Below are 15,611 nucleotides of genomic sequence, written 5' to 3'. Positions count from 1 at the left end.
GGTGGACATGTTCGTTCATGACACCAGCGCCAGGACCGCGCAGGTCAAGACTCAGCAAACCGCCGAGCAAAAGGCCTGGGGGATTGCCGCCACGGTCTGCGATCCCGAGATTCCCGTCCTCACCATTGAGGATTTGGGGATCCTCCGCAATGTCCAACTGTTCGACGACGGCGGGCTGGTCCCCGCGGTCCAGGTCACCATTACGCCGACCTACTCGGGCTGCCCCGCGATGGACGCCATCCGCGACGACCTCAAGACCGCGTTCCACAAAGAGGGCTACCCGAGCGTCTACGTCGAGCTCGTCCTGGCCCCGGCATGGACCACGGACTGGATGACCGAGCACGGCAAGGCCAAGCTGCAGGAATACGGCATCGCCCCTCCGAGCGGCAGGGCGGCCGCCGGCGGCCACTCAGGCCCGGTAAGGCTCCAGCTCGCCGTGAAATGCCCCCAGTGTTCTTCGCTGAACACCAAGGAACTCACCCGCTTTGGTTCCACGTCCTGCAAGGCGCTCTTCGTCTGCCAGGACTGCAAGGAACCGTTCGACTACTTCAAAGTCCTGTAAGGAATCCGACATGCCCGTTGTCCGCCAGACCGCAGCCGAACAAGCGCAGGCCACCGGCCGCCGTCGTGCGTCTTTTCATTCCCTCAGCGTTTCGGAAGTCCGCCGCCTGACTGACGACGCCATCGAGGTCACGTTCGATGTCCCGGCTGAGCTCGCCGGCCAGTATGACTACTTTCCCGGCCAGTACGTGGCCCTGCGGACCACGCTTCCTGACGAGAGCGGGGAGCCGCACGAGGTCCGCCGCAGCTACTCCATCTGCGCAGAGCCGCGCAGCTTCCCGGACGGGAGCAGCGAGATCCGCGTGGCCATCAAGAAGGACTTGGGCGGCATCTTCTCCACGTGGGCGAATGCGGAGCTCAAGGCCGGCGACACCCTGGACGTCATGAGCCCCATGGGTGCGTTCATTTCCAAGCATGGCAAGGACGGCAAGACTGTCCAGCAGAATGTCATGAACTCGATGAACAATCCGGAGAACATGGCGGGGGAGTTCGGCGACGCCGGTTCCTTCGTGGCCATTGCCGCCGGCTCGGGCATCACCCCGGTGATCGCGATCGCCCGCACGCTGCTGGCCGCGAACCCGGGCACGCGCTTCGACCTGATCTACGCCAACAAGGCCGCCATGGACGTCATGTTCCTCGAAGAGTTGGCGGACTTGAAGGACAAGTACCCGTCGCGATTGGCGCTGCACCATGTGTTGTCGCGCGAACAGCGGATCGCCCCGCTCATGACGGGACGTATCGACGCCGAGAAGCTCCAGCAGCTRCTGGGCACCGCCATCCATGCGCAGGATGTGGACGAATGGTTCCTGTGCGGTCCGTTCGAGCTGGTCCAGCTGTGCCGGGATACCCTCGCTGCCCGTGGCGTGGAGCCCGAGCACGTCCGCTTTGAGCTCTTCACCACCGGCCGCCCGGACCGTCCAGAGGGCAACGCCGGCCGGCCCGTTGTGGAGGACGAGTCGAAGGACACGTTCAAGATCACCTTCAAGCTGGATGGATTGACGGGCGATGTCGCCAGCCCCACCCACGCGCGGGAATCCATCCTCAACGCCGCTTTGCGCGTCCGCCCGGATGTTCCGTTCGCGTGTGCCGGTGGCGTGTGCGGCACGTGCCGCGCCAAACTGGTCTCCGGGACGGTCAGCATGGACGAGAACTACGCCTTGGAGCAGGATGAGTTGGACAAGGGCTACGTGCTGACGTGCCAGTCCCACCCCACGAGTGAATCCGTCACGGTCGATTTCGACGTCTAAGGAATATACGAATGATCGAGCTCTCCATCGCCAACGGCATCGCCGAAATTGTCCTCAATGCCCCTGAAAAGCTGAACTCGCTGGACGAGGCGGCGCTCGCGGAACTGGATAGGGCGTACGACGACGCCGCTGCCGCCGCCTCCCGCGGGATGGTGCGGGCGCTGCTCCTCCGCGGAGAGGGCCGCGCCTTTTGCGCGGGACGCGACATTGCAGGGGTGACGCCGGAGAGCGACGACGCGAAGGCGTACTTGAACGGGCTCGTGGAGCCGCTGCTCAAGAAGATGGCAGCCTTCCCCGCCCCGACGTTCGCGGCAGCGCACGGCGCGTGCCTCGGCGTCGGGCTCGGCCTGTTGCTCGCTACCGACGTGGTGTACGTGGCGGAGAACGCGAAGTTCGGTTCGCCGTTCGCCAAACTGGGTGCCACTCTGGACTCGGGCGGGCACTGGTACTTCACCGAGCGCCTGGGCATGCACCGGACCTTGGACCTCATCTACACCGCGGACCTGATCAGCGGCGCCGAGGCCGTGGCGCAGGGCATGTTCAGCCGGGTCATGCCGGACGACGCCTTGCTGGAGGCCACGCGGATCATCGTGGAGCGGGTCGCGGCGGGTGCCACCGGTGCGTTCACAGCCAGCAAGGAGCTCGTGGCCCATATCCGCGATCAGCGCCTTGGCCTGTGGGCCGCCATGTCCGAAGAGAACGACGAACAGGCGCGACTCTGCAAGACCGAGGATTACGCCGAAGGTTTCCGGGCGTTCCAGGAGAAGCGGGCACCGGTCTTCAAGGGGTAGCTTGTCAGCATCGCGTCCCATACCTAGACTCTCTAGGTATGGGACGAAGTTCAGTGAACGGACAACTTGACCTGCTGCTGCTCAGCTCGCTCGGAGCGGGCGAGGCGCACGGCTACGCGCTCATCGCGCGCATTCACGAGCGCAGCGGCGCGCGGATTGACCTTCAGGAGGGCTCGGTCTACCCTGCGCTGCACAAGCTCGAGGCTGCGGGGTGCGTCGCGAGCCGCTGGGCGGACGACGACGGCGGCCGCCGTCGCGTCTATGCGCTCACCGGGGCCGGACAGGCCGAGCTTTCACGCAAGGTGGAGGAGTGGAAAGGCTTCTCGGCGGCGGTGCGGGGCGTTCTTGGAGCGGCATCGTGAACGCGGGGAACGGCGCCGGGGCCGAAGAGGGGCCCATCGACGCATACCTCGACGAGCTGTTCGTAGCTGCGCGCGACGGCGATCCCGCTGCCGCTCGCAGGCTCCTCGCTGAAACCGAGGCGCATTTGCGCGAATGCGCCGCCCGGCTCCGTGGGCAGGGCTTGGACCCGGTGGACGCCGAACGCGAGGCCGTCAAGCGCTTCGGTCCGGTCAGCACCGTGATGCCGGTCCTGCGCCCGTCACTTGGAGATGTTGCCCGGCTGCCGTTGCGGGCGTTCGTGCGACCCTTGGTTGGCCTTGCGGCTGTGGGCGCGATCGCCGTCGGGGTGAGCGGCGTCGTATCGGAGCTGTTCGGCCGGATCTGGGGCGCGGGCTTCGTAGCCGGCGACCTCCCCGGCGTCGCCTACACGGCCGCGAGATGCGCGGTCCTGCAGGCACCTTACGCTGGCCTCGACTGTGCCCAGGCCGCTGCCGAGCACCATTGGGGCGAGGTGGTCGAATATCGGGTGGTCCTCGGGGTGCTGGGCCTTGTCCTCCTGCTCGTATGGCGGCTCCTGCCGCGCGACGCCGCGCTCCCGGCAGGCCTCGCGCCGTCGCTAGCGGCCGCGGCTTTCCTGCTCGCCGCCGCGGCGGCCGGCGTCCTGGCCCTTAACGCCGCCGTCCAAGGCTGGCAAGGTACGGGCGCGTGGCTGAGCGCCGTCGTCGTCGCCTTGCCGCTCGCCGTCGTGTTCGCGGTAGCCGCCCTGCGCCGGATGCGCATGAAGCCCGTGGGTTCCTAAGGCCGCACGGTGGCGGGGTTTGATGATGCCCGGGCACGGGCAGCCGCTGTAGGCACGGGCCGGTGGATTGCCGCCTCCGATGCCGAGTCCCTGGTCCACGACGCCGCAGCCCTCTCCGCGGGACGGTCCACCTTCCTGGCGGATATCTTTGGCACCGGGCTTTTGACGCTTGAGGGCATGGCGCCACTGGTGGCCGCCCGCAGGCGTGCCGGCCGCCCGCTACCGTTCTGTACGGATTCCCCCGGCGCACTCTTCCGGGCCGGCGGATGGAGGAACGCCGTGGTGGTCCAGGCCGGACAGCCCGCAGCAAACTTTGGCCGGCTTACCCGGACCCCGGAAGCCGGGGACGCAGGGCAGCAAAGCAATCTCCGCACCCATCTGGTGACCGCGGCTCTTTGAGGACGCCGCCGAACGCCGGGACCCAACGGTGGCGTTGCTCAAGCTGGCTGGCGTTGCTCAAGCGTCCTGGAGTGTCACGCGACCTGGAGTTGCGTGAGATGGGCGTATCTCCGCGCCTTGGCTTGGTGGCGGAGTTTGCGCCGGCGTCTGGAATGTGACGGCGCGGTGTCGGGTGGGCCGGTGCCTGGTAATGGCGGGGCTGTTGATTGGTAGTGGTGTCCGGTAGGGGTGCGGATGCCGAGGACGTGCCGTGTCCCGGCGCGTGTTGTTGCTCCGGTTTGTGCTGTCCAGCCGGGGAGTTCTTTGGTGTGGTTGCAGGCTTCGCACAGGCCCGCCCCGTTGGTCAGGGTGGTGGGTCCGCCGTCGTGCCAGGGGATGATGTGGTCGAAGTGCCGGATCGGTGCGTCGCAGGAAGGGGTGCGGCAGGTGTCGTCGCGGGCCTCGATGAAGCGCCGCAGCCCGGCCGGGAAAAGCCGGGACCGGGAATCGACGGCGACAAGTTCCCCGGTTCCCGGAGCGGTGAAGAGGCGCCGGAGCCAGAACTTGAGTTCTTGCCCGCCCTCAGACTCGCCAGGACCGGCGCCATGTTTGGTGTTCCCGCTGCTGCCGTTGAGAAGGGTTCTTGCCCAACCTGCGGGGACGATGCCGTAGCCGGGGAGCCGGGCGGGTTCGCTGTCGCCCTGGAACAGGGTCCGGTCGGTCATGACGAGTTGGATGGCCACTCCGGTGATCCCGCCGGGGGTGCCGGTGGTGCGTTCGACCAGGGCATCGGCCATGATTTGCCCGCGGCTGCGGGTGTCTCCGCCGGAGCGGAGCGAGTCTGCATGCCGGGACAGGGCCGCGTGCACGGCCACGCCCTGGGCGACGGGAAGCAGGGCGGTCAGGTAGGTCATGGTGTCCGGGGCCGGGCGCAAGCTCACGTGCCGCTCCGCCGCGGCGTGGCTGGCGCGTTGCGTCACCGACCGGGGGTCCCGCCGGTAGGCGGCGGCCCGTGCGGCGGAGATGATGGTCTTGTCTCCGGCGCCGTCGAAGGTCCCGGTGTCGGCGGCCAGTTCCTCATCCACCGCGCAGCGGTCTTCGGCGCTCAGGCAGGCTGTTTCCTTCACCAACAGGGTGGCGCGCCATTCGTTCAGCTGCCCGGTGTCCAGGGCGGCGAGGGTGCGCGGCATTTCGCTCACGAGGGCTTTCGCCAGGCCCAGCAACCGGGATCCTTTGGCGGGGGATTCCCGCCGGGCCAAGGCAATCTGGGCTGCGACGCCGCGGCCGCGCTCGTCGGCGGGGACGCCCAGGTTCGTCTCGGCGCTGCGCTGGGCCGCATCGAAGGAGACGGCAATCCGGGCTTGCGCAGCGGCGGCCGCGGACTTCAGATCCTCCAGGGCACGCAACTGGTCGATCAGCTCGGCGCGGCCATCGGGTACCGTGCCGTTCGGGAGGGCTGGCCGGAACGAGGTCAGGGCATCGATCACGTCCCGTACCCAGGCACCTGACAATGGAGCCGCGCCGCCGACTGGCGAGCCCGTCTCCATCAGCTGTGTTCCCCGAATCCCTTCCATAACCAAAGCATTCCAGGGGGGTCTGACAATTTAGGGCCCAGGAAACCGCTTCCTCACCGAAAACCAGGAAAATTAGTAAAACTTTTTCGGGACCGCAGATGTCCGCGTTGTGTATCGAACCCCCTCAGCGGAGCCCGAAGGTCGAACTTGAACCTGGTGCTGGAGGCCGGGTTGCTCGTTGTGGGGATCTCGGCCAATTCGCTGGGAGTGCTCGCGGAGGGCGCGGACTACTTTGCCGATGCTCGTCTTTAGCGTCGCGATTCGAGTAGGCCCGGCTGTGCAAACCGAGGACTACGCCGAAGGTTTCCGGGCGTTCCAAGAGAAGCGGGCGCCGGTCTTTAAGGGGTAGCAGGCTCCTCGCAGCAAGCCCTGGTCTGTTGAAATCGTGGGGGAGGTCCCACCGCTGCGTTCCGGTACCTAGCGCTGGGCCCGCGCCCACGAACCGGCGGTGACAAAAAAGCGAGCAGGTGCCCTCACTCGCCCTGCTAAGCCGTAGGGGAGTGCTGTCGATTCCGTGCCCGGTGCAGCCGGTACTCACGGGCGGTGATCCAGACGATGAAGATGTCGAAGGCTGTCAAAAGGACAAGGCCCCAGGAGAAGGCCACGACGATCCGGTAGCCCTGGTAAACGATGAAGACCAACAGGAACGCGATCATCCACGGGTAGGCCCAGAGTTTGTCCTTCAGGACGGCCCAGACGAGGACGATCTTGACCAAGCCGTGGAGCAGTAGGTAGATCGCGCCGAACAGCGTCGCGGACCCTGAGAGGTTGGAGCTCAGGTGCACCAGGCTGTTCGCCAGGAAGTCGTGCGGATCCTGGGCGAGTTCGTGCTGGGTGAGGAAATGGACCAGATCACCGATTTGTTGAGGCGTCACCAGCAAAAGAAGAACGCCGCCGATCAGTTCCAGGACGCCATCCAGGCCCTTCAGGATGAGGCTCACGCGAAATGTCCGGTCGAGCAGGGTTGTTTCAGCTGGTTTCGTTTCCATCACACTTCCCTCCGCTACCTCAAGATACATTCTTTCTTATGCCCCTCTCTTCTGATCCCGCAGGAGCTTACGCGATTGAAACACATGGCCTGAGCAAGCACTTTGGCAGGCATACCGCCGTCGACGGCTTGACCATGCGCGTGCCTCAGGGAGCCATCGCAGGGTTTATTGGCCCCAATGGGGCAGGCAAGACCACCACCCTTCGCCTGCTCTTGGGCCTGGTGCGGGCGGATGCGGGCAGCGCCACGGTTCTGGGCCACTCGCTCACTGAATTCGAGCGGTACCTGCCGCGCGTCGGGGCACTGGTGGAAGCGCCGGCGTTCTATCCGGGCCTTTCCGGGCGGACAAATCTGGAGGTGCTCGCCCGTCTTGGAGGCCATCCCGGTTCCCGCGTGAGCGAACTGCTGGAAGTGGTGGGACTCTCCGATCGGGCCCGTGACCGGGTAGGAACGTATTCACTGGGCATGAAGCAACGCCTTGGGGTGGCGATGGCCCTGCTGCCCGATCCGGAGCTCCTCATTCTCGACGAGCCAGCCAATGGCCTTGATCCCCTCGGCATCATCGAGATGCGCGAGATGCTGCGCCGTTTGGCCGGCCAGGGGAAAACCATCCTCCTCAGCAGTCACTTGCTCGGCGAGTTGGAACAGCTCACCGACTGGCTGATCATGCTCAATCAAGGGAAGGCCCTGTTCTGCGGACCGGCACGGGAGCTGTTCGCCGAACGCGTCGAGGTAGTGGTCGAAGCCCAGGACTCGGTCCAGTTGGATCTGGTGGCCCGGATCGCGGGCGAGGCCGGTTATACGGTCACGCGGGAGGATCAGGCCTTGCGCGTCGCCTGTTCTGCCGGTTTTGCCGAGACCTTGAACCGGCAGGCCAGGGACGCCGGCGCGCCGGATCTGACCATCCGAGTGAGGGAAGCCAGCCTGGAGCAACTGTTCCTGGCTTTGCTGAAAGGAGACCGCTCATGATTTCCGTGATCCGTGCGTTTCGCAGCGAAGTGCTCAAGTTCCGCCGCTGGAGTGTTTTGGCGGTCGCGGGGGCGATGCTGGTGGTGAGCACCTTTATTGCTTATCTGACGTTCCACCAGATCGCATCCGGAGCCACCGGCCGGGAGATGACCGGCCTGATTGCCGCGTTCCCCACACCCCAGGGATTGATCTCGATCATTGGCCAGGCCCGCTCCGTGATCATTGCCATCGCGCTGGTGATGGTGACAGCCAATCTCGCCGCGGAATGGTCGCAAGGGACGCTGCGCAACCTATTGGTCTGTGAGCCGCGCCGCCTGCGCTGGTTGGCAGGCAAAATGCTGGGGCTGGTACTTTTTGTGCTGCTCTCGATGCTGCTCACCCTGCTTGTCAGCGGCACGTTCATCCTTGTCGCTGCTCAAGGCCAAGGGATTCAGACGGCCGCCTGGACCTCTCCGGAGGGGTTGCAGGTCTTCCTGGCCTTCTTGGGCAATGAGGTGCTGTGCCTCGTCGGCGTGAGCGCCCTGGGCATGGTCATCGCGGTACTCACGCGTTCGGTCGCGGCCGGCGTCGGGATCGGCCTGGCCTACATCCTGGTGGTCGAAGGCATCATCGCGGTGGTATTGCCGCAGGTCAGCCAGTGGTTCCCGGGCCGGGTGTTCAACACCATCGTGGGGACCACCGTGCCCTTGGTTGGCCCGACCCCTCTCCAAGGTTATCCGGCAGCCGTAGGTGCAGCGCTCCTGTGGATTGTCGGCTTCGTTGTGGTGACCGCCGTCGTGTTCCCCCGCCAGGACGTCAAAGCGTGACAGAGAGGGCGGCCTCCGGCGTCGTCGGCAACGAGCGCCTCACCGCCCTGACGGGGGCCGTGGTGCTGATTCTGTCGCTGGCGGAGATCGCCACCGTTCCGACACTGGGCAGCCTGATCGTGGCGCACTTCTTCATTGGCGTGCTGCTGGCCGGCCCGGTGGTGGCCAAGACGGCCAGCACCGGGTGGCGATTCATTCGCTACTACACGCGGGATCCCGCCTACCGCCGCAAGGGTCCGCCAAGGCTGCTTCTGCGCCTGACAGCTCCGCTGCTCGTCGTCTCAACGCTGGTGCTGATTGGCAGCGGTATCGCCTTGGCCATCACCGGCCCGGCCCCCGAGATCCTGATCCGGGTGCACGTTGTCAGTTTCCTGTTCTGGCTCGGCACCCTCGCAGTGCACGTCTTCGCGTACGTGAGGCGGGTACCTGGGCTCATAGCCGACGACTGGCGGCGCCGCACCATCCAGCAGAAGCGCGGGAAACCGGAGCCCGGGGGACGCCGGATGCGGCTGGCAGTCAACATTGCGGTGCTGGTGCTGGCCGCGATCGCCGGGGTGCTGCTTCTGCCGACGGCCGCACCATGGGAGGGGTGGCGCGGTCAGGCCGCGACCGGGCCTGGGGTCCTCGCCGTCGCGGTGTGCATCGGGACAGCGGTCGCGGTGATGCTCAAGCGCCGCTAGGACTAAACCACGACGGCGGTGGCGCTCGCCCTTGCGGGCCGCCCGCTCACACCTAGTCAGTGATGTCGGCGTGGTGGTGGCGGGGTGTTCCCTCGAGGGAATGCTCGGCCTGGAAGATCGCGTCTGTGACAAGTTGCCGGACATGTTCGTTCGCGAGGCGGTAGTACACCCGGGTTCCGGCTTGCCGTGTGGTGACAACGCGGCCGAGGCGCAGCTTGGCCAGATGCTGGGACACGGATGCCTGGGATTTCTGGATCAGCTCCGCCAGCTGGTTGACCGGCAATTCGCCGTCGCGCAGCGCAAGAATGATGCGGATCCGGGTGGCGTCGGCGAGCATCGCAAAGACCTCGACGGCGAGCTCGACGTACTGGCTATCCGGCTCCCGGCCGCACACAGCGTTATCTGCATCCATGCTTATATTGTTTCATACGGATAAAATGAGGTATATATAGTGAGCAAGGTGCCGTTCGTTAGCTGAGGCTCCTTCGCGGAAACATGCCAGCGACCCCCAACGTCGAGAGACGCCCCGGGTCAGGACAGGCCGCCCCGGCATTAAGGGGTGGTCCCGATTGGCTCCTGGACACAGTCCGGGTTCACGCCGCGAAGTGCCAAAGGTCTTACGAGGAGGGGCATGTGCGGGTCTCTATGCCCGCCCTCCCCGCGGCGCGTCCAACGGCAGCAGGAGGTGACGGTTCCATCATGAACGATGGTCATAAACCCAGTCTCCCGTCCCGTTTTCCGGATTCTGCTTCAGGCTCCTGAAACACTGCGCTGATTCCGTCCGGCACGCCGGGCCTGATCCAGCGAGAGCCTGATCCACTCGGCACGCAACGTGCCCCCCTTTTTACACAACGCAACAACGCCCGCCCATGCCACGCGCCCAGGGCGAGGCTTTTCCATGACTTTTTATGCCCGTTTCCGGGCAGAAGGCCGGTACATCATGACCGAAACCAAGACCCTGCTAGCGCCATCCGCAGCCCTGGACACCGCCCACATCGGCGACATCAAGGGTGCGTTCGGCACCATCCGCGTCAATGACGACAAGCCGCGCTCGGGTATCAAAGCGCGCCTGAAGACCCTGTTGGCGATCATCGGACCCGGGCTGATCGTCATGGTCGGCGACAATGACGCCGGCGCGTTCGGCACCTACACCGAGGCCGGTCAGAACTACGGAACGTCGCTGCTCTGGACTCTGCTCCTGCTGGTCCCCGTGTTGTACGTGAACCAGGAAATGGTGCTGCGCCTGGGGGTCGTCTCCGGCGTCGGACATGCCCGGCTGATCCTCGAGCGCTTCGGCAAGTTCTGGGGCGCGTTCAGCGTCATCGACCTTTTCATCCTCAACGCCCTGACCATCGTCACGGAATTCATCGGCATCAGCCTGGGCTTGGACTACCTGGGCATCCCCAAGATCCCGGGAATCCTCCTGGCCACCGCGGTGATCGTAGGTGCTGCGAGCACAGGTTCCTTCAAGCGGTTCGAGCGTGTCTGCCTGACCCTGGTGGCCGGGTCGCTGCTGCTGGTGCCGATCATCTTCATGGTCCATCCCGACGTCGGACAAGTCGCCCACGACTTCGTGGTGCCCGGCATGCCCAAAGGCGCGGATCTGTCCACGGTGACTTTGCTGATCATCGGGATCGTTGGAACCACCGTGGCGCCGTGGCAGTTGTTCTTTCAGCAGTCGTACATCATCGACAAGCGCATCACTCCCCGCTTCCTGAAGTACGAGAAGGCCGATCTCTGGCTGGGAATCACCATCGTGATCGTGGGTGCGGCAGCGATTATTTCCTTCACTGCGGCGACGTTTGCCGGCACCCCGGAGTTCGGCAACTTCACGGACGCCGGCGGTGTCGCCGTCGGGCTCGAACAGCACGTCGGAAAGGTCGCTGGCGTCCTCTTTGCGCTGGCACTGATCGATGCCTCGATCATCGGCGCGGCCGCCGTCGGGCTTTCCACCTCGTATGCCCTCGGGGACGTCCTGGGGCTCAAGCACTCCCTGCACCGGAAAGTGTCCGACGCCAAAGGCTTCTACGCCGTGTTCGCCGGAGTCCTGCTCCTCTCGGCCATTGTGGTCCTGATCCCGGGCAGCCCTTTGGGCCTGCTCACGGTGGGGGTCCAGGTTTTGGCGGGGGTCCTGCTTCCCTCGGCCACGGTGTTCCTGCTGCTGCTCTGCAATGACAAGCAAGTGCTGGGACCGTGGGTGAACGGGCGGTTCATGAACTTCTTCACCTCGGCCGTGATCGCGGTCCTCGTCATCCTCTCCTTGGTCCTGACCGCCGAGGTGTTGTTCCCGGACATGGGCTCGGACGCCATTCTGGGCATCCTCATCGGGGGTGGCGCCGTCTCCGCCGTCGCGGGGGTTGTGTTCCTGGTGTACCGCGGAATCCATCCCGCAGTGCAGGGCCCGGATGCAGTGGACCGGTCTCAGCGGTCCACCTGGCGCATGCCGCCGATTGCCCTGCTCACCGCCCCCAAGCTGTCCACCGGGCACCGGATTGGCCTGACGGTTCTGCGCGCGTATTTGCTGATCGCGATGATCCTGGTGATCGTCCGGGTGGTCCAGCTCGCCCTTGGCGCCTGATGGTTTCCCGCGTCATCGAGTCCATTCCTTGGATGTCCGATTACAATCTGCTTACCCGCTGGTCCCGCCGCGGACCCAGCCACCGCGCCAACCGCGGCGGGGACAGGAGAATTCCATGAATGATGGGCCCCACCGCCTGCGCGGCGGAAGACGCGCCGGGAGACGCGGCGGAACGCATGCCGGATCACCCGGCGGGGAGGCAAGCTCTCAAGGCCCTCGCCATATGCGCCACAAGTCCCGGCGCAAGTCCGTCCTCCTGATCTCGACGACGGCGGTCGCTGCGACCGTGGCCCTGGCGGCCGCCGTCGTGGTCACGTATGTGGGCGCGACGGCGGTTGCGGTGAACAACAAGGTCCACCGATCGGATGTCCTCAATGACCTGAAGACGCAGCCCCAGGCGGTGCCGAAGCTCAGCCAGGACACGAACATCCTGATCATGGGCCTGGATACCAGGGTTGACGAGAAGGGCAAGCCTCTTCCGCCGGAGATGTATGACGCGCTGCACGCGGGGGATGAGAATATCGGCGGCTACAACTCGAACGTCCTGATGCTCATCCACATCCCCGCGGACGGTTCCAAAGCCGCAGGAATCTCGATTCCCCGGGATGACTACGTCCAGGTGGACGGCATCCCCGGAAGCGGCCCGTTCAAAGCCAAGATCAAGGAGGCGTACGGTTACGGTTTCGCGGCAGAGAAGACCTCTCTGATCAACGCGGGAAAGCCCGACGACGACGCCACTTACCAGGCGGCGCGCGACGCCGGACGCAAGGCCGAAATCGCCACCGTGACCAAGTTCCTGGGCAGCGTGCACATCGACCACTTCCTCGAGGTCACAATGGCCGCGTTCTACCAGACGGCCCAGGCCATCGCGCCCATCACCGTGTGCGTCAACCGGGCCACCCAGGACACCTTCTCCGGGGCCGACTTCAAGGCGGGCATGCAGCAGATCGACGCCAAACAGGCCATGGCCTTCGTGCGGCAGCGCCGGGACACCACGGACCCGACGTACCTCTTCTCGGACCTGGACCGCGAACGCCGGCAGCAGGCCTTCATAGCCTCGGTCTCGCGCCAGCTCAAGGACGCCGGGACCTTCACCGACATCGGGAAAATGCAGGGTGTCCTGGATGCGGTGAGCAAGAACATCGTGGTGGATTCGGACTTGAACCTGATCCAGCTTGCCCAGCAGGCAACGTCCCTGACCGGGGGCAACATCTCCTTCTCCACCCTGCCGATCACGGGCTTCGGCACCTCCCCGGATGGCGCCTCCATCAACACGGTGGACGTCAAGCAGGTCCAGGCCACCGTCAAGGAACTCCTCACCCCGGTCCCGCCGGCTCCCGCACCGACGACGACGGCGACCCCGACGGCGGCGACCACCTCGCCGGCGGCACCCGCACCCGAAGCGCCACCCGCCTCAGGAGCTGCAGCACCAGCCACTCCGTCGGCGCCCGCAAGCAACGTCTACGCGGACTCCACCGGCGCCCTGCAAGGCGGGGCGATCGCCTGCGTGAAGTAGCGGAGTGGTCGTTATGTCAAGGCACTATGACCACCCGGACGCTTATCTGAGACGGATCTGGCGATTTGCATCGGTGTAGAGCAGGTAACGGAACTTGCCCGGGCCTCCTGCGTAGCAGACCTGCGGGCAGAAGGCGCGCAGCCACATGAAGTCACCGGCTTCGACCTTCACCCAGTCGTCGTTGAGCAGATAGACGCCATTGCCTTCGAGGACGAACAACCCATGTTCCATGGCTGGTGTTCCAGCGAACGGGATGGAAGTGCCAGGCTCGAAGGTCACGATGTTCACGTGCATGTCATGCGCGAGGTCGTCGGGATCCACGAATCGAGTCGTGGCCCAGCTGCCGTTGGTACCTTGCATCTGGCTGGGCTCCACATCCTGATCGCGGGTCACAAAGGACGTGGCCGTGTAGCCATCCGCCGGTTCGTAGGCCTTACGGATCCAGTGGAAATTTGCGATGCCGTCCGAATCGTTCCTTACGGACCAGTCGGCCCCGGCGGCGACATACGCGTAGCTGCCTTCCTCCAAGATATGCAGTTCACCGTCCAGCGTCAGGGTAAGCCATCCCCTTGTCAGGAAGAGGACCCCTTCGACGGCGGCTTCCGGCTCGGGCTTCCGCGAACCGCCGCCGGGTCCCACCTCGACGATCAGCTGGGAAAACCGTGTCGCGAAACCTTCGATGGGGCGTGCGATGATCCAAGACCGCGTGTTCTCCCAGCCGGGGAGATTGCTGGTGACTGTGTCTTTAAGGACGCCCTTGGGTATGACGGTATAGGCGTCCTTGACCAGGGCCCGGTCCTTTGGGAGCTGGGCTTGTGGAATGGCGCCTTCGGGGTGAAATGAATTGGCCATCTAACTGCGCGTCCCTGCAGCCTGCACGGCAAGGTTCCCGGCATTGATCGGGCCGCCTCCAGCTGCGGGCTTGTCTCCGCTGAAGGCACGGAGCATGGCTTCACGATCGAACTGCCCCTCCCACTTGGCGACGACGAACGTCGCAACGCAGTTGCCCAGCAGGTTCACGACGACGCGCATGGAGTCCATGAGGCGGTCGGCTCCGAGCAGGAGAGCGACGCCGGCCACAGGGAAGATCCCCAATGCGCCCGCCGTCGCGGAGAGTGCCAGGAAGGCCGAACCCGGGACGCCTGCCATGCCCTTTGAGGTGAGCATCAGGATGCCTAGGGCGGCCAGTTGCTGCCCGAGATCAAGGTGGTGGCCGAAGGCCTGGGCAAGGAACAAGAGCGAGATCGACAGGTAGATGGCCGCACCGTCCAGATTGAAGGAGTAGCCGGTGGGGACTACCAAGCCGGCGGTGGAGCGGGAACAGCCGGCGTCCGTCAGCTTGGTCATGATCCGCGGCAGGACCGACTCAGTGGACGCGGTGCCCAGAGCCAGGAGGAACTCCTCGCGCGTGTACTTGATGAACTGCCACAACGGGACCCGGACCAGGCCCCAGGCGATCACGAACAGCAGGCCAATGAACACGATCGCTGCACCGTAGCAGGCCACGATGAGCAGGGCATAGGTGCCCAATGTGCTCAGTCCATACTGGCCAATGATGAACGCCATGGCACCGAAGGCGCCGATCGGGGCCAGGCGCATCACCCAGCCCATGATCTTGAAGAAGACCTCCAGGATGGTGTCCAGGACCTTCATGACAGGGGCACAGCGGTCCTTGCCGATCACCACTATGGCCGCGCCGAAGAAGACAGAGAAGCACAGGACCTGGAGGAGGTTGTTGCTGGCGAAGGCGCCGATCACGCTCGTTGGGATGATGCCAAGGATGAATTGTCCGGCGTCGCTGGGCGGAGCGGTGCCGGTCTTAGCCTTCAGGGCGTCCTGGCTTAGGGTGCTCGGGTCGATGTTGAGCCCCGCACCGGGCTGGACGATGTTGGCCACCACGAGGCCGAAGGCCAGGGCAAACAACGTGGCCCCGGTGAAATACAAGAGCGCTTTGACTCCCACTCGGCCCACGGCTTTGACATCGCCAACTGCCGCGATCCCTGTGACGATCACCAGGAAGATCAGCGGCGCGATGATCATCTTGATGAGCTGGATGAACCCGTCACCGAGCGGGCGTAGTCCTGCCCCGATCGACGGCCAAAGATACCCGATCAGGATGCCCGCGACGACGGCGACGAAGATCTGGAAGAACAGGGACTTGTACAGCGGTTTCTTGATGGCGGCTGCCTGCGCAGCATAGATGTCGAGTTTCATGGCGAAGCCAATCCTCATGCGGAACCAGAGGTCCGCGGCCGAAATTCAAGGGACCCCTCCAACGTAGGGGAGCATTGTTTCCGGCCTGAAACGAATGTATTAAACTATCGGAACCTTGAAACATCTGTTTCAAAAGGTGCGCAGACCGCTGGTCTGAGGACGGTTCCT

Annotated in this window: 16 protein-coding genes and 1 riboswitch; of the genes, 11 read left to right on the top strand and 5 right to left on the bottom strand. The window is 65.0% G+C overall.

Features of this window, described 5'->3' with window-relative positions; translation table 11 throughout:
* Window positions 1–7 precede the first annotated feature (7 nt).
* The 6 genes from paaD to AB4068_RS07705 are packed head-to-tail and all read left to right on the top strand — an operon-like array spanning window position 8 to window position 4,139.
* The gene (paaD, locus tag AB4068_RS07730) at window positions 8–562 is read left to right on the top strand and encodes a 1,2-phenylacetyl-CoA epoxidase subunit PaaD (RefSeq protein ID WP_059389572.1); all 555 of its coding nucleotides are present in this window, start codon (window positions 8–10) and stop codon (window positions 560–562) included.
* A gap of 10 nt (window positions 563–572) precedes the next feature.
* Window positions 573–1,808: a 1,2-phenylacetyl-CoA epoxidase subunit PaaE gene (gene paaE, locus AB4068_RS07725; protein ID WP_441433083.1), complete on the top strand. Its 1,236-nt coding sequence runs from the start codon at window positions 573–575 to the stop codon at window positions 1,806–1,808.
* A gap of 11 nt (window positions 1,809–1,819) precedes the next feature.
* Window positions 1,820–2,599 carry an enoyl-CoA hydratase/isomerase family protein gene (locus tag AB4068_RS07720; protein WP_284990023.1) on the top strand — a complete coding sequence of 260 codons (780 nt, stop codon included), beginning with the start codon at window positions 1,820–1,822 and terminating at the stop codon, window positions 2,597–2,599.
* Window positions 2,600–2,637: 38 nt separating this feature from the next.
* Window positions 2,638–2,961: a PadR family transcriptional regulator gene (locus AB4068_RS07715; protein WP_441433082.1), complete on the top strand. Its 324-nt coding sequence runs from the start codon at window positions 2,638–2,640 to the stop codon at window positions 2,959–2,961.
* Window positions 2,958–3,740 (top strand): permease prefix domain 1-containing protein, encoded by a 783-nt coding sequence (locus tag AB4068_RS07710; RefSeq protein ID WP_441433081.1) that lies wholly within the window; start codon window positions 2,958–2,960, stop codon window positions 3,738–3,740. Before AB4068_RS07715 ends, AB4068_RS07710 begins: the two co-directional genes overlap by 4 nt.
* Before the next feature lie 9 nt (window positions 3,741–3,749).
* Window positions 3,750–4,139 carry a hypothetical protein gene (locus AB4068_RS07705; protein ID WP_441433080.1) on the top strand — a complete coding sequence of 130 codons (390 nt, stop codon included), beginning with the start codon at window positions 3,750–3,752 and terminating at the stop codon, window positions 4,137–4,139.
* Window positions 4,140–4,213: 74 nt separating this feature from the next.
* Here the strand turns inward: AB4068_RS07705 and AB4068_RS07700 are convergent, their stop codons facing one another.
* Both AB4068_RS07700 and AB4068_RS07695 read right to left on the bottom strand, forming a co-directional pair.
* Complete coding sequence (locus AB4068_RS07700) at window positions 4,214–5,665, bottom strand: HNH endonuclease (RefSeq protein WP_441433079.1); 1,452 nt, start codon at window positions 5,663–5,665, stop codon at window positions 4,214–4,216.
* 512 nt (window positions 5,666–6,177) lie between these two features.
* Window positions 6,178–6,681 (bottom strand): DUF2127 domain-containing protein, encoded by a 504-nt coding sequence (locus AB4068_RS07695; RefSeq protein WP_441433078.1) that lies wholly within the window; start codon window positions 6,679–6,681, stop codon window positions 6,178–6,180.
* A gap of 38 nt (window positions 6,682–6,719) precedes the next feature.
* Here AB4068_RS07695 and AB4068_RS07690 point away from each other — a divergent pair, with 38 nt between their 5' ends.
* Genes AB4068_RS07690 through AB4068_RS07680 form a run of 3 tightly spaced genes read left to right on the top strand, consistent with a single transcriptional unit; the run spans window position 6,720 to window position 9,135 of the window.
* Window positions 6,720–7,649 (top strand): ATP-binding cassette domain-containing protein, encoded by a 930-nt coding sequence (locus AB4068_RS07690; RefSeq protein WP_441433077.1) that lies wholly within the window; start codon window positions 6,720–6,722, stop codon window positions 7,647–7,649.
* Window positions 7,646–8,455, top strand: a complete 810-nt coding sequence (locus tag AB4068_RS07685) for an ABC transporter permease (protein WP_441433076.1) — start codon at window positions 7,646–7,648, stop codon at window positions 8,453–8,455. Before AB4068_RS07690 ends, AB4068_RS07685 begins: the two co-directional genes overlap by 4 nt.
* Window positions 8,452–9,135: a hypothetical protein gene (locus tag AB4068_RS07680; RefSeq protein ID WP_441433075.1), complete on the top strand. Its 684-nt coding sequence runs from the start codon at window positions 8,452–8,454 to the stop codon at window positions 9,133–9,135. Before AB4068_RS07685 ends, AB4068_RS07680 begins: the two co-directional genes overlap by 4 nt.
* A gap of 52 nt (window positions 9,136–9,187) precedes the next feature.
* Here the strand turns inward: AB4068_RS07680 and AB4068_RS07675 are convergent, their stop codons facing one another.
* Window positions 9,188–9,547 carry an ArsR/SmtB family transcription factor gene (locus AB4068_RS07675; RefSeq protein ID WP_059389577.1) on the bottom strand — a complete coding sequence of 120 codons (360 nt, stop codon included), beginning with the start codon at window positions 9,545–9,547 and terminating at the stop codon, window positions 9,188–9,190.
* Between the two features lie 47 nt (window positions 9,548–9,594).
* Window positions 9,595–9,769, top strand: a riboswitch (M-box (ykoK) riboswitch).
* A 264-nt stretch (window positions 9,770–10,033) separates the two neighbouring features.
* Between AB4068_RS07675 and AB4068_RS07670 the strand changes: the two genes are divergently transcribed.
* Together AB4068_RS07670 and AB4068_RS07665 are read left to right on the top strand one after the other, a co-directional pair.
* Window positions 10,034–11,713 carry an NRAMP family divalent metal transporter gene (locus AB4068_RS07670; protein WP_441433074.1) on the top strand — a complete coding sequence of 560 codons (1,680 nt, stop codon included), beginning with the start codon at window positions 10,034–10,036 and terminating at the stop codon, window positions 11,711–11,713.
* Between the two features lie 223 nt (window positions 11,714–11,936).
* Window positions 11,937–13,229: an LCP family protein gene (locus tag AB4068_RS07665; RefSeq protein WP_441433073.1), complete on the top strand. Its 1,293-nt coding sequence runs from the start codon at window positions 11,937–11,939 to the stop codon at window positions 13,227–13,229.
* Between the two features lie 42 nt (window positions 13,230–13,271).
* Here AB4068_RS07665 and AB4068_RS07660 read toward each other — a convergent pair whose 3' ends face one another.
* Both AB4068_RS07660 and AB4068_RS07655 read right to left on the bottom strand, forming a co-directional pair.
* A complete protein-coding gene (locus AB4068_RS07660; protein WP_441433072.1) occupies window positions 13,272–14,081 on the bottom strand; it encodes a bifunctional allantoicase/(S)-ureidoglycine aminohydrolase in 810 nt (269 codons plus the stop codon).
* Window positions 14,082–15,443 carry a cation:dicarboxylate symporter family transporter gene (locus AB4068_RS07655; RefSeq protein ID WP_441433071.1) on the bottom strand — a complete coding sequence of 454 codons (1,362 nt, stop codon included), beginning with the start codon at window positions 15,441–15,443 and terminating at the stop codon, window positions 14,082–14,084. It lies immediately after the preceding gene.
* Window positions 15,444–15,611 lie beyond the last annotated feature (168 nt).

The organism is Arthrobacter sp. 2RAF22 (assembly GCF_052115325.1).
Classification (GTDB): Bacteria; Actinomycetota; Actinomycetes; order Actinomycetales; family Micrococcaceae; genus Arthrobacter.
This window is presented reverse-complemented; position numbering and strand designations above follow the sequence as displayed.

Excerpts from the sequence above, each read along its gene's own strand:
- paaD (WP_059389572.1), top strand. The coding sequence starts at position 8 with ATGTTCGTTCATGACACCAGCGCCAGGACCGCGCAGGTCAAGACTCAG.
- AB4068_RS07720 (WP_284990023.1), top strand. The coding sequence starts at position 1,820 with ATGATCGAGCTCTCCATCGCCAACGGCATCGCCGAAATTGTCCTCAAT.
- AB4068_RS07715 (WP_441433082.1), top strand. The coding sequence starts at position 2,638 with ATGGGACGAAGTTCAGTGAACGGACAACTTGACCTGCTGCTGCTCAGC.
- AB4068_RS07700 (WP_441433079.1), bottom strand. The coding sequence starts at position 5,665 with ATGGAGACGGGCTCGCCAGTCGGCGGCGCGGCTCCATTGTCAGGTGCC.
- AB4068_RS07695 (WP_441433078.1), bottom strand. The coding sequence starts at position 6,681 with ATGGAAACGAAACCAGCTGAAACAACCCTGCTCGACCGGACATTTCGC.
- AB4068_RS07690 (WP_441433077.1), top strand. The coding sequence starts at position 6,720 with ATGCCCCTCTCTTCTGATCCCGCAGGAGCTTACGCGATTGAAACACAT.
- AB4068_RS07685 (WP_441433076.1), top strand. The coding sequence starts at position 7,646 with ATGATTTCCGTGATCCGTGCGTTTCGCAGCGAAGTGCTCAAGTTCCGC.
- AB4068_RS07675 (WP_059389577.1), bottom strand. The coding sequence starts at position 9,547 with ATGGATGCAGATAACGCTGTGTGCGGCCGGGAGCCGGATAGCCAGTAC.
- AB4068_RS07670 (WP_441433074.1), top strand. The coding sequence starts at position 10,034 with ATGACTTTTTATGCCCGTTTCCGGGCAGAAGGCCGGTACATCATGACC.
- AB4068_RS07665 (WP_441433073.1), top strand. The coding sequence starts at position 11,937 with ATGCGCCACAAGTCCCGGCGCAAGTCCGTCCTCCTGATCTCGACGACG.
- AB4068_RS07660 (WP_441433072.1), bottom strand. The coding sequence starts at position 14,081 with ATGGCCAATTCATTTCACCCCGAAGGCGCCATTCCACAAGCCCAGCTC.
- AB4068_RS07655 (WP_441433071.1), bottom strand. The coding sequence starts at position 15,443 with ATGAAACTCGACATCTATGCTGCGCAGGCAGCCGCCATCAAGAAACCG.